This window comes from Escherichia sp. WS338 (genome assembly GCF_046486405.1).
Classification (GTDB): Bacteria; Pseudomonadota; Gammaproteobacteria; order Enterobacterales; family Enterobacteriaceae; genus Escherichia; species Escherichia coli.
The window spans coordinates 1-13,643 of record NZ_JBJQLL010000062.1; the positions used below are offsets into that span (position 1 = coordinate 1).

The following is a 13,643-nucleotide window of genomic DNA, read 5'->3' on the forward strand; positions in this document are numbered from 1 at the left end:
ACTCCTCCGGCAGAAGCAGAAAAAGCTTATTATGCTTCCATCGGAAACGATGATCTGGCAGCCTGAGTTCACAGATAAAACACTCTCCAGGAAACCCGGGGCGGTTCACCTACAGAGTACCGCTACCACTTGTGAAGCTGGCAGATTCAGATTGTTTTCAATCGACAACGCCTCATAGTTAAAGTCATCAACGACATTGAACGTGTGAAGTGGTCAACAAAAACTGGCCACCGAGTTAGAGTTTTTCCAGTATCGATTTTCCGATTCGTTTGGGGATAACCCACCGTTATATTCGTGCGGTCTTAGTGCGCTGTAATATCCAACGATATAGACCGTTATGGCGTGAGCGGCCTCGCAGAAGCTTCGTAACCCACCACCGGCATCCATTCGTTCTTCAGACTCCTGAAGAAGCGTTCCATTGGGCTGTTATCCCAGCAGTTTCCGCGCCGGCTCATACTCTGCCTGATCTGGTATCGCCACAATAACTGCCGGAACTGCCTGCTCGTATCGCTGTGGAACATCACCCCGCCGGGCTTACCCGTCCAGATATAGGTCACATCACCGCACCACACCTGTATAGCGGCGTAATCCCCAAAAACGATGCTGGTTGTCAGTAAACAAGCCATGAATGACAGTCGTTCCTGAAATCATAAGACCTGGAGGAGTGTATGCTCCGTCGCAGTAATTACCACGATACGCTTGCAGAATTTTTTCCAGTTACTGAAGCGTGAACGGATAAAGAAAAAGCTCTTCGGAACGCGGGAAGACGCCTCCAACGATATTTTTGAACATCGAAATGTTTTATAACAATAAGCGTCGGCATGGTTCCTGCGAACAGATGTCAACAATAGAATATAAAAACAATTATTATCAACAACTTGGAAGGAGTAAGACTACTCGTGGCGATTCAATATTAGATCATTGATGGAGATATAAATGGCTCACTTTTTATCGGTTGTTGACGATACGTTTATCAAGTATACATGAAAATTTCTTCATACCAGCTATATGAGACGTTAAGACTAATAATCTTACTCCCAAAATGACTATGTTGTTGCAGTTTGGTTTATTGACTCTTGTCTATAGTTCACCGAATGCCAAGATGAGGGAGCGAGGAACTTTACTGTCTACGCCTCTCTTCCTGGTTACAAAGACAAGCGTAAAACTCACCATCCATTAGAACTAAAGGCACTTTCCTGAGCAGAGTTTTCATCTGCAAGATAAAAGCTATTTTACAGCCGTAAAGTCCAGTGAAACGAAAGAGAGGTTAGTGAATTAATTACTTGATGTATTAAAGTATAATGGGCGTAGATAACACCTTAATACGAAATCTTGTCAGGCTTTCCCGGTAATTAGTAATACTGTTGAAACAAAGCGAGAGGGGGTTAGCCCAATTTACGCAAATAAATAATAATCTTGATTATGATTAATTCCAAATAAGTATATTTTTCCAGTAGATGCTGGGCATTAACTAAGAAAACCCAGAATACCACTTTCATTGTTATGGAAAACATGGACAATGTTAATGAAATATATTTCTCACCGCGCCATCATTTGTACCTTGACACTGTTGATCATTATTATCACCGTTTTGTTCACCTTTCTGAGAAGCTCTGATGTGCCAGAATATATTACTGCCCCGGTGCGCAAAGGCGATATAGAAAATTCTGTTCTGGCGACAGGCCGTATTGATGCAATTGAACGGGTAAACGTAGGGGCACAGGTATCAGGGCAATTAAAATCACTGAAAGTGAAACAGGGCGACCATGTGACTAAAGGGCAGTTGATTGCCGAAATTGACGACCTACCTCAGTGTAACGATTTGCGTAATGCCGAAGCTGCACTCAACGAAGTGAAAGCAGAACTTCAATCCAAGCAGGCGCTCCTGAAACAGGCTGAACTGCGTTTTAAACGCCAGCTCCGGATGCTAAGAGAAAATGCCAGCTCACACGAAGATTTTGAGTCTGCGGAGGCAATGCTTGCGACCACTCGCGCTGAATTACATTCTCTGAATGCCAAACTGGTCCAGGCACAGATAGAAGTAGATAAGAAAAAGCTTGCCCTTGAATATACGCGAGTCGTAGCGCCAATGGATGGAATTGTTATTGCCATTGTCACTCAGCAAGGGCAAACCGTTAACTCAAACCAGAGTGCCCCAACAATTATTAAACTCGCTCGTCTGGATGTCATGACCATTAAAGCACAGATCTCCGAGGCTGATATAACCCGTATTTCTGTGGGGCAAAAAGCCCGCTTCTCTATCTTCTCCGAACCGGACAAGCACTACAGCGCAACACTGCGTGCCGTTGAACTGGCACCAGAATCGGTAATGAAAGATGACTCTCTCGCCAGCAACACTTCAGCATCAGGCTCCGGAACTTCAAATGCGTCCGTTTATTACAATGCTCTATTCGATGTGCCTAACCCAGAAAATCGACTTCGTATTGCCATGACTGCTCAGGTTACCCTGATTACTGATGAAGCCCAAAATACACTGCTGGTACCCATTCAGGCAGTGCACAGAAATGAGGGGAAGAAGCAACAGGTCCTGGTGCTGGCAGCAGATGGCAGGCTGGAACCCCGGAATGTGAAAACTGGTATCACGAACAGCGTGGATATTCAGATCCTCGAAGGTTTAAATGTCGGAGAAAATGTCGTGCTGTCGCTGCCGGATAAGAAAGAGCCCGAAGAAAGGATTATGCTGTGAAAAAACTTATTGAGTTAAAAGGGGTTAGCCGAACTTATGGCAACGGAGATCAAACGCGGACCGTCCTGAAAAATGTCGATTTGACAATCGTTGCTGGAGAAATGGTGGCAATCATTGGAGCCTCTGGCTCAGGCAAATCAACCTTAATGAACATAATGGGTTGCCTTGACGTACCCAATAGAGGTGATTACTACATCGACGGACAAAATGCCGCCTGTCTTTCACCCGATGAGCTGGCTAGAGTGCGCCGGGAACACATTGGCTTTATATTCCAGCGCTACCATTTGATACCTGATCTTAGCGCACTTGGTAACGTGGAGATCCCGGCCATTTACGCCAACAGCGAACGCGACAGCCGTCGGCAACGTGCAACGGCGTTGCTGGGCAGACTGGGACTGGAAGGACGTGAGCATCATAAACCTTGCGAACTTTCAGGCGGTCAGCAGCAACGCGTCAGTATTGCCCGAGCACTGATCAACGGTGGAAAGATAATTTTGGCGGATGAGCCAACTGGTGCTCTGGATTCGCAATCCGGGCAAGAAGTGTTAGCCATTCTGAATGAACTTAATCGACGTGGTCATACTGTAGTAATGGTGACCCACGATATGAAGGTCGCCCGGCACGCAAAGCGAATCATTGAGCTGTGTGATGGCGAAATCATCGCTGATAGTGGAGGTTGCGTATCTGCGACGGAAACACTACCAAAAACCAACAGAATCCGGCAAAGCTATTGGAAAACACTGCTCGATCGAACGCGTGAATCGATGCAAATGGCGCTAAAAGCGATGAAGACGCATCGCTTACGCACCACGCTTACCATGATCGGGATTGTTTTTGGTATCGCCTCCGTTGTCACTGTTGTGGCATTGGGTGAAGGAGCCAGGCAAGAAACACTGGAAGAGATTAAAAGTCTGGGGACAAACGTGGTCAGCATTTATCCCGGGCAGGATTTGTTCGATGACAGCATTGAGAGTATTAGAACATTGGTACCTGCTGACGCAAATGCACTGGCGAAGCAAGGGTTTATCGATAGCGTCAGCCCGGAAGTTAGCGCTTCAGACAACATTCGTTTTCTGGGTAAATCTGCGATAGCGTCCATTAACGGCGTTGGGCGGGAACATTTCCGGGTAAAAGGTATTGAGTTGTTGCAAGGGACTACTTTTAGAGACGATCGCAACGCTCTACAGGAAGTTATTATCGATGAGAATACTCGTAAGGCCATTTTCGACAACACAGGGTTACAGGCTCTGGGGCAAATAGTCTTTCTTGGTTCTGTACCAGCACGAGTGGTTGGCATCGCTAAAAGTAACAACCGTAGTGATGCATCAAATCGCATTACTGTGTGGATGCCTTACAGCACGGTGATGTACCGTATTGTGGGTAAACCAGTTCTGACCGGTATTAGCGTCAGGCTAAAAGACAATGTGGATAACGAGGCTGCAATCAGCGCTATCTCCCAACTATTAACCCGGCGTCACGGCATAAAAGACTTCCAGCTTTATAACTTTGAACAAATAAGAAAGTCTATCGAACACACCTCAATGACCTTCAGTATTTTAATTCTTATGGTCGCATGTATCTCACTAATGATCGGCAGTATCGGGGTGATGAACATCATGTTGATTTCTGTAACGGAACGAACTCATGAAATTGGCGTACGAATGGCGGTTGGCGCGAGACGCAGCGACATTATGCAACAGTTTATTATTGAGGCCGTATTGGTTTGCCTGATTGGTGGCGCACTCGGTATTGCACTGTCGTATATCACAGGTGCGCTCTTTAACGCTCTGGCGGACGGGATATTCGCAGCTATATATTCGTGGCAGGCTGCTGTTGCTGCATTTTTTTGCTCAACCTTAATTGGCATAATCTTCGGGTATCTCCCAGCCCGCAAGGCAGCAAGGATGGACCCGGTTATTTCACTGGCCAGCGAATAATATATGAAAATTTTATCATCGTTGACTTTATGCCTTATCACCGCACTCTGTTCAGGTTGCACAAACGTGCTGAAAAGTGACTATCGCGCTCCCGAAGTGAACTATCCCATCAACTGGACCAAGGGCGATGTGGACGGAAATACATCCCCGTTTGACTGGGAAGAATTTAACGATCCTAATCTCGATAACTGGCTTCACCTGGTGATGACAAGTAATAACGACATAGCTATAGCTGCACTGCGGATACATCGGGCGCAGCTGGATGCGGAAAGAACAGGTATCACCAATACTCCTGCACTAAAGGCGGCACTGAGTATGGACGGAAAAAAACAGCTGAATAACTCGTCCGGCTGGGCAAAAAGCGGTTCTGCCAGCCTTGGCACCAGCTATGAGCTGGATCTCTGGGGAAAAATTGCCCGTCAGCGTGATGTTGCTGAGTGGGCAGTCCATGCCAGTGAAGAAGATTTTCGCTCCGCGCGCCTGATGCTGCTTTCAGAGGCCAGCAATAATTACTGGCGTATCGGTTTTGTAAATCAACAAATTACCACCCTCCAGCAGAGTATTGACTATGCAAAAGAGACGCTGCGTCTGGCCGAGGTTCGCTATCGTGCAGGAAATATCTCGTCGCTGGATGTGATTGACGCGCAGCAAAACCTGCTCACGCAAGAGAACCAGCTTACAGGGCTACAACGAGAACATTCACAGCTACTCAATCAGCAGGCCGTTTTGCTCGGCACCGTGCCCGGTTGCCAGATAGTCGAGCCCACAACGCTGCCAAAAGGAAGCCTGCCTAAGGTCAATGCGAATATTCCTGCCAGCATACTGATGCGCCGGCCTGACATAAGTGCTAAAGAGTGGCAGTTGCGTGAGGCGCTAGCTACGGTTGATATCAAGCGTAGCGAATATTACCCCACCTTCAACCTGACAGGCGCTTTGGGTACCAGCAGCGCTTCGCTACTGGCATTACTGCATAATCCGGTCGGTTCCGTAGGCGCTAACCTGACGCTACCGTTCCTGGAGTGGCGACAGCGGGACATAGAGGTAAAAATTGCCCGTAACGATTACGAACAGCGAGTGCTGGAGTTTAAACAGCTACTTTATAAGGCAATGAGCAGTATAGAGGACGCGCTTTCATTTCGTAACCAGTTGCTGCTTCAGGAGACAAGACTCAGGGAAGAACTGGAACTTGCACGTAAGTCAGAGTGGTTAAACGAAGTTCGTTACCGGCATGGTGCAGTACGTATTTCATTCTGGCTTGATGCTCAGGAAAAACGTCGTCAGGCGGAGCTGCGACTGGATGAAAACCGCTTCAATCAGTTGCAGAATCTAGCAAAAATTTATCTTGAGTTTGGCGGGGCATCAACCTTTCCTTAAGTCTAATTGGGGACAACCAGGAGCAATAAGGAGTGAAAAATAGCCACAGCTGAAAACACCATAGCCATTGACATTTGAGCTTTACCTGCTCTTGAAAACAAAAAATCACTGTTAAGCGCAATGCTATTCACTTCAGCAGAGCAGTATTGCGTGTCACGAGCATGTTTACCATTCTGTGTAAATATCTTTTCTTAAAAGTGATCATCAAAGCAGTCATCAAACTCGATAAATATCCACCGGCATAGCGTAATGCCGAGCAATTAAGGATCAATTGACCGCTCCTTAAACTGCGGCACTATAACGGCTTCTACAACAGGGAGCCGTTTTCTTGTGCATAGAACCCCCCCAGCTAGGCTGGGGGTTCCGGAAAGCTTTCAGCTTTGAGCCAGTTATTAAAACCCCTTTTGATTTATTAAAACACCTTGCGGTCTGGCAACTGCAAGTGTCAAACAAGAAATCAAAAGGGGGTCCCAATGGGGAACGAAAAGAGCTTAGCGCACACCCGATGGAACTGTAAATATCACATAGTATTTGCGCCAAAATACCGAAGACAGGTGTTCTACAGAGAGAAGCGTAGAGCAATAGGCTGTATTTTGAGAAAGCTGTGTGAGTGGAAAAGTGTACGGATTCTGGAAGCTGAATGCTGTGCAGATCATATCCATATGCTACAATGTTTGTCAAAGCTCAGTGAAAATGTCTAATCACTGGCTCATTATAAATGTCCATATATTGAAAAGGCCGCTGCGAAAATCCCTCCCGCAGCGGCCTCTTTAGCATAACGTCATTATGCGAACCATCACTTAATGTTCTTCTCGCATTTTAAGAGAAATAGTAAATTTGTAGCAGTAAGATGAAGCATATAGCTTACCAATTCTTCCGGAACCTCTTTAATATCAGCTCCTTGCCCATGACCTGCATTTTTGTTTCTGATGGTTGGAATTCCTGTTTCCAGCATTGTTTTCAGACTTGTGAACTGGCTTTGTAAATATGCCGGAATTAAATTTTGACTTAAACAGCTATTTATTAGTTTTGATGCTGTATCATTAGGACTATATTTCCAGTTATTCTTATCATGTATTGCTTTCATTATACTTTCAAATGATTTCAGACAATCATTTAGACATTCTTTATAACGCTTATGCCTGTAATGCTCATGCGCAGCAAGGAATTCATCATTGGCGCCTTCAAACAAGGGTTCTCCACTTAAAAGAATCAGGGTTGGCTTTACGACATCAGCATGAATCAATTGAGAGTCTATCCTTATTATCTCTTCAGATTCAAACTGATAACCAACCCCATGTTCTCTAAACCTTTCATTTAGTTCAATAACTGCATCTCCAGGACTTTGACTTGTTATGTCTTTGAATTCATAATGGTTTTTCGCAACGTGGCTCACTAGTATCTGGAAGCATATTTCTATGAAATCTAGGCATTTCTCTGTATTTCTCTCTTTAAGGAAAAAGTCGACAAGAGCGTCAAAGTCATTCTTTGCAAATTCCTTCAAAGAAAAAACACCATATTCCTTAGAAAGTATCTCATGGATATATGCATATACTTTGTCAGCTTCATTTCTATACGATGTGTAGCGTTCATTAGAAGAGGGGAAGCCGATAGAATCAGTTATTATTTTAATAATTTGCACCCTGAGTGCATGTGGAATATTGTTATATTGATATACGTCATTTACTTCGCCACGAATTTTTCTTTGTCTCTTAGAATAAATATTAATAATTGCCATGAAATAGCCTCAAGATTTTTTTACATGCTGTTCTGTGATACTTGCTGTTTGGCTCTTTGCACCGCGAAGCGGTTCGGGGTTCTGTGACACCCGAATTTTACCTCGGTTTCCTTTGTATATAATATCATTGAAGTTATTTGCATTTCTCAGAAATCTTCTCTGGCTTTGATTGCAATAGCCGAAAGATAGCGCACACATCGCCGTTGGTCAGTTAGTACGAGGTTTCCGCCAAGTTCACCTTTTACCAAAGATGGCCTCAGAGCTTCCCTGAAGCTTTATCATGGCTTCAAGTAGGTCATCTTCGTTCAGTGAGCGCTGAGATTTGTTGATGCTAGGGGCGTGCCGTCTGCGGGAAGGCTCATCACCAGAACAAGGTAACGATTGTGAGCGATTATTGTCCCGTTTTCTCTGGACCTGACGGGCAACATCCAACACATGGCCAAGTCTCTTGTTATCTACAATGGCGACGGGATCAACCTCAGAAAGCCGGTCATAGGTGGAGTAGGGCAGCAGCACGCCATTTAGTCGCAGCTCCTTATGTCCGTCAGGATAATGCCAGACATCAATATACTTGCCGATGGCTCTTCGACTGTACTCGTTGTCCTCAATCAGATAGAGCATTTTATCGTATTGTACAGTCAGATTTTTTGATACCCGGCGAGGCTCTCGCTAGGTAAATTCTGCATCAAGGTCATCGTCTAATGCCAGCGGCCGGTGCGCGTTAAAATCATGCAAGGGTTCTTTGGCAAAGCGCCGGTTATAATCCTTCTGCAAATGCATTGGCCGCTTCTATTGTACAGATCCCCTTAAGCCTGAGCTCCTTAACGAGTCGGTCCTGAAGTGTCAAATGAGCACGTTCAACGCGGCCTTTTGCCTGGCTGGTTTCAGCACACAAAGGAGTAATATTAAGGCAGCGCATGGCCCTGGCAAACTGGGTTTCGCCGGGGCCGGTGGTGGCGTGCTTATTATTGACTCTGAATACGCTGGCTTTATCGCTGTAGAGGATCATCGGTTTACCGTATTTCTCGATATAGCCACGTGTAGCTTCAAAATAGGTAAATGTGGACTCAGATTTCACAAACAGCAGGTGCATCAGGCGACTGGTGGCATCGTCAACATAGACCAGGGCAGAACAGGGTCGCCCCCGGTTTTCAAACCAGTGGTGGTCGCAGCCATCAATTTGTATCAGCTCGCCAGTACAAGGACGCCGGTAACGAGGCTGATGAATTTTCGGTGCGCGTTGTCTGCGGGGAATCCAGAGTCCGGCCTTTATCATGAGACGTCGGATGGTTTCCTTTCCAAGGACCAGACCGTGAACTTCCTCCAGCTTTTCCCGCGCTAGCGTGGGGCCAAAATCACGGTAGTGCTCCCGGATTATACTGAGTGCCTGATCTGTCAGTGACGCTGGCAACAGACGGTTACCAGTGCGGCCACGACTCTGGTTGTTCATGCCAAGCGGCCCATACTGGCGATAACGTTTGAGCAGACGGCTGCAATGACGTGGCGTGATGCCCAGCATTTCGGCAGCCTGTCCAGGACGGATATTGCGATCGATGACATCCTGAAGGATTTTGAGGCGATTGATTTCTTTCACGGTGAACATTCCGGCGTCATTTATAGCCATAGAAAACTCCTCATCAGGAAAAAGTGAGTCGTTGTCTAGACATAGGGATCTGAGAAACTATAGCCTGGACATTCCTAATGAGCCACAAATAGACATTAGCATTGAGCCTCTACAATGTTTGTGCGCACAATCTATCTTATGTTAAATAACATTGAATATTAACTTACTTCATGAAGCTTACTGCTTCTATTTCCACTTCTTTTTCTTATTAATCGCTCCCCTAATCCACGCATTCATCTGCTCTACAGGCTCTAAAATATTTTTTCTGAGTACTGAGCACAAACTGCTCCATAAAAAACAGACCACAAGTTTGGGCATGATACTGATGTAGTCACGTTTTATTGTTTTCATGAAGCTCTCTGCTATTCCATTACTCACCGGACTCCGCACCGCCGTGTTCTTCGATTTAAGTCCCAACATCCGAGCGAACTGGCGTGTTTCATTAACCCGGTAGTCAGAGTCAGCGGTCGAAAGACCTCCCAGGTAGCTACTCTGCATACCCACTATAATGCAACTATTCTCGTGACGTGTGTTTCAGCTCTCCCCCGGCTATGATACGAGATGGTATGGAGAGCCCTTCTGGGGCCACTGCCTGCACCAGATGCAACAGGAAGCCTGATATGAATGCAATTTCTGTCAGGACAGGCGGGTAACTTTCTGTGGCCATGGATCAGGGAATACTCCACCCGACATCCACCACTGAATTTCTTCTTCAGTCAACAAGCAAAGGGATAAGGCATGTGTAAAATCATTAACTTCAGTGGCATTGCCAATGATAGTCAACTGACAGCAGCGATCGCCAAATCGCCCAGAGGCTGTGTCGATGTGTCGCTGTAGCGCTGAACGTTCTTCACGAGTTAAATTATTGTCAGTATGTTCCAGTACTCCAGCTTTCCAGTAGCCAATGAGCGCCAGACTGATGCTTCCTGCTGACTGATTCCAGAGCAGGGCAAGATCATCTCTCCCGGGGAGCCAAAAAAAACCTTTACTGCGATAAACGCCCATGCCCATAAAGCGGTGACAGGTATCCCATAATCTTTGCGGATGGAATGGCCTGTCGTCCCTGATGACGCGCCATATAAGTTCCTCATTGTTGCACGGAGTATCCATGTTTCCTACAAGTGCTTCCAGTTCACTGATGAGTAACTCAACACGGTCAAAATTGTAGTCCGGGATCGCCAGTAATGTGCTCAGTTCAATATTTCCCCATGATACCGCGAGCACATCCACGGAGGGGTTAAGTGGGTGTATGGCTTTTGCCACAGCGGAGATAATGTCAAAGGGCAGGCGGTCATTTCTGGTCAGCAGCAGCCTGTTGCAGAACATGATTTGCTCGGCCAGCAAATTCTCCAGGCCGCGTTTGTTATGCCGGAGATTTTCCTGAAGAGTGGGGATCAGTTTTTTCCCATCATTGTAATCTTCATGGAGCATGACAGTATCAACGAGTGTTAAAAACGCCTTCAGGCGTACACGTGAATGGCGACGCAGGTATTTGACCAGAGGAAGCGGATGACTGCTTCCGGAGGTTTCAATCAGCATCACATCCGGCTTGTTGTGATCAAGCAGGTGGTTAATTGCGAGATCCATCTTTTTGAGGCCTGCGGGGCTGCTGATGCTGTCTGCGGTGATACTTACGAAATTATTGTCTTTTGCATCTACAATATCTGTGTTGGCGATCAGCACGCCGTCCACATCCAGTTCGCTCATGTCATTGACTATGACAGAGACTGAAAGCTGTTTTTCGTGTGCCTGTATGAGCAGGTTTTTCAGCAGAGTGGTTTTCCCTGCGCCGAGGAAGCCATTGAGAATGATGACAGATGTTGTTTCCATATCAGCAGTACACCAGTTAGTTAGCGAGGAAGGCGCTTGGTGGTACAAAGAGCATCCGGATTGAATCGCATAACGTCGACGGGAGTTGTTGTCGTTTTTCCTGTGAGGTCTCAACCTGCCACAGAACGCACCGGATTTATTGGTATTTAGTCTCCATCAGCATAATTATCACCATTTTTATCTCCGGGGGAAGATTTGTTCTGAACAGGAGTGGGAGGTGTGACCTCCTGAAAGTAATTACAGATTGCTAGTTGTTGTATTTTTATTCGAATATGTCTCTTCGTATCAGTGATAGCACCTAGATAAAGTATATTCCGGGAGCGTTATCTGTTCTAGATATCAGAGAGTCAGTCATTTGTAAAAAAGAGAGCTGCATCATTCTATTTTTCCTGTCTATTCACCCTGTTGTCGTATCTAAAAGACATCCGTTCCGAGGATGTCGGGCACCCGTTCTGTACTAAGATACATAGCTTTTGGGTCTGCACTATTTGGAACCGACAGAAGTCTGTCTGTGATATCCGCATTTTTCTGTGTGCGATATATTCCGAAAAACTTCAAACCACTTAAAAGAGGTGTTTCCGGAGGATAAGTTCGACCAGGGAATAGTGTTTCCTGGTAAGTGTGGCGGAGCCAGTTCACCAGGAGTATCTTTCTTATCCAGTTATACTGGATTTTATTAGATGATCACCCTACCCTGCAGCAGTACGCTGACGGTGTTTTTTTGGGAGAACCATTATGAATAACGTCATCTTTGATTGGTATTTATCTAGGCAAAAATTCATTCAACGTCCACTGCCAAGATGCAACAGGCAGAGTCCTTAACTGTCAGAATCCAAGTGCTCGAAATTATTCGAATTCCTTACTAATTCCTCCTACACAACTATTGTTATGGAAGCTTGCGAAGATGCTCACTATATGGCACGGAAATTTTCGGAAATGCGTCATAAAACAAAGCTAATACCTCCTCATTTTGTCCAACCCTTCGTTAAAATTAATAAAAATGATTTCTTTGAGGCTGAAACCATATGTGAAGTTACATCAAGCCATCAATGAGATTTGTAGCATTAGGAGCTGAATCCCAGCAGAGGATTCCACTTTTCATCCGTCGTTGACAATGGCCTTGAAAAACGCCGTTACTCACCGTTCTCCTTCACGGTAATACGCAGTTATAGTTGCAGAGCAATGTAATGGATCTTTTATATTAAGAAATTGTGTGAGTGGAGAGGTGCATAGATTTGCCCCTATATTTCCAGACACCTGTTATCACTTAACCCATTACAAGCCCGCTGCCGTAGATATTCCCGTGGCGAGCGATAACCCAGTGCACTATGCGGATGCCATTCGTTATAATGCTCGAACGCCTCTGCAAGGTTCTTTGCTGCCGTTAACCCGTCTGGTTTGGGCATGACACTGATGTAGTCACGCTTTATCGTTTTCACGAAGCTCTCTGCTATGCCGTTACTCTCCGGACTCCGCACCGCCGTGCTCTTCGGTTCAAGCCCCAACATCCGGGCAAACTGCCGTGTTTCATTAGCCCGGTAGCATGAACCATTATCCGTCAGCCACTCCACTGGAGACGCCGGAAGCTCGTTGCCGAAGCGGCGTTCCACCGCTCCCAGCATGACGTCCTGTACTGTTTCACTGTTGAAGCCGCCGGTAGTGACCGCCCAGTGCAGTGCCTCACGATCACAGCAGTCCAGCGCGAACGTGACACGCAGTCTCTCTCCGTTATCACAGCAGAACTCGAACCCGTCAGAGCACCATCGCTGATTGCTTTCTTTCACGGCCACTCTGCCTGTATGTGCCCGTTTCGATGGCGGTACAGCAGGTTTTCGCTCAAGCAACAGCGCATTCTGGCGCATGATCCGGTAAACACGTTTGGCATTGATCGCAGGCATACCATCAAGTTTTGCCTGTCTGCGAAGCAGCGCCCATACCCGACGATAACCATACGTGGGCAGCTCTCTGAGCTTACCCAGCAATAGTGGACACGCGGCTAAGTGAGTAAACTCTCAGTCAGAGGTGACTCACATGACAAAAACAGTATCAACCAGTAAAAAACCCCGTAAACAGCATTCGCCTGAATTTCGCAGTGAAGCCCTGAAGCTTGCTGAACGCATCGGTGTTACTGCCGCAGCCCGTGAACTCAGCCTGTATGAATCACAGCTCTACAACTGGCGCAGTAAACAGCAAAATCAGCAGACGTCTTCTGAACGTGAACTGGAGATGTCTACCGAGATTGCACGTCTCAAACGCCAGCTGGCAGAACGGGATGAAGAGCTGGCTATCCTCCAAAAGGCCGCGACATACTTCGCGAAGCGCCTGAAATGAAGTATGTCTTTATTGAAAAACATCAGGCTGAGTTCAGCATCAAAGCAATGTGCCGCGTGCTCCGGGTGGCCCGCAGCGGCTGGTATACGTGGTGTCAGCGGC

Annotated in this window: 5 protein-coding genes and 7 pseudogenes; 6 read left to right on the forward strand and 6 right to left on the reverse strand. The window is 46.4% G+C overall.

Annotated features, from left to right (window positions below):
- Positions 1–213 precede the first annotated feature (213 nt).
- Positions 214–575 (reverse strand): annotated as a pseudogene (locus tag ACJHWT_RS24345) (integrase core domain-containing protein); the annotation flags it as partial.
- Positions 576–656: 81 nt separating this feature from the next.
- On the opposite strand from ACJHWT_RS24345, the pseudogene ACJHWT_RS24350 reads away from it, so the two are divergent.
- The 5 genes and pseudogenes from ACJHWT_RS24350 to tnpA form a co-directional block, all read left to right on the forward strand.
- A pseudogene (locus ACJHWT_RS24350) lies at positions 657–925 on the forward strand (IS3 family transposase); the annotation flags it as partial.
- Between the two features lie 594 nt (positions 926–1,519).
- A complete protein-coding gene (locus tag ACJHWT_RS24355) occupies positions 1,520–2,707 on the forward strand; it encodes an efflux RND transporter periplasmic adaptor subunit (RefSeq protein ID WP_000928804.1) in 1,188 nt (395 codons plus the stop codon).
- Positions 2,704–4,644 (forward strand): MacB family efflux pump subunit, encoded by a 1,941-nt coding sequence (locus ACJHWT_RS24360; protein ID WP_000733250.1) that lies wholly within the window; start codon positions 2,704–2,706, stop codon positions 4,642–4,644. Before ACJHWT_RS24355 ends, ACJHWT_RS24360 begins: the two co-directional genes overlap by 4 nt.
- A 3-nt stretch (positions 4,645–4,647) precedes the next feature.
- Positions 4,648–6,018: a TolC family protein gene (locus ACJHWT_RS24365; protein ID WP_001312828.1), complete on the forward strand. Its 1,371-nt coding sequence runs from the start codon at positions 4,648–4,650 to the stop codon at positions 6,016–6,018.
- Between the two features lie 473 nt (positions 6,019–6,491).
- Positions 6,492–6,686 (forward strand): annotated as a pseudogene (gene tnpA, locus ACJHWT_RS24370) (IS200/IS605-like element IS200C family transposase); the annotation flags it as partial.
- A gap of 128 nt (positions 6,687–6,814) precedes the next feature.
- Here tnpA and ACJHWT_RS24375 read toward each other — a convergent pair.
- The 5 genes and pseudogenes from ACJHWT_RS24375 to ACJHWT_RS24395 form a co-directional block, all read right to left on the reverse strand.
- A complete protein-coding gene (locus ACJHWT_RS24375) occupies positions 6,815–7,756 on the reverse strand; it encodes an STM4504/CBY_0614 family protein (protein ID WP_000974762.1) in 942 nt (313 codons plus the stop codon).
- Positions 7,757–7,990: 234 nt separating this feature from the next.
- Positions 7,991–9,380, reverse strand: a pseudogene (locus ACJHWT_RS24380) (ISNCY family transposase).
- Between the two features lie 186 nt (positions 9,381–9,566).
- Positions 9,567–9,854, reverse strand: a pseudogene (locus ACJHWT_RS24385) (hypothetical protein); the annotation flags it as partial.
- Between the two features lie 162 nt (positions 9,855–10,016).
- The gene (locus tag ACJHWT_RS24390; protein WP_000450494.1) at positions 10,017–11,210 is read right to left on the reverse strand and encodes a CobW family GTP-binding protein; all 1,194 of its coding nucleotides are present in this window, start codon (positions 11,208–11,210) and stop codon (positions 10,017–10,019) included.
- Positions 11,211–12,451: 1,241 nt separating this feature from the next.
- Positions 12,452–13,174: pseudogene (locus tag ACJHWT_RS24395) on the reverse strand (IS3 family transposase); the annotation flags it as partial.
- Between the two features lie 67 nt (positions 13,175–13,241).
- On the opposite strand from ACJHWT_RS24395, the pseudogene ACJHWT_RS24400 reads away from it, so the two are divergent.
- Positions 13,242–13,643 (forward strand): annotated as a pseudogene (locus tag ACJHWT_RS24400) (transposase); the annotation flags it as partial.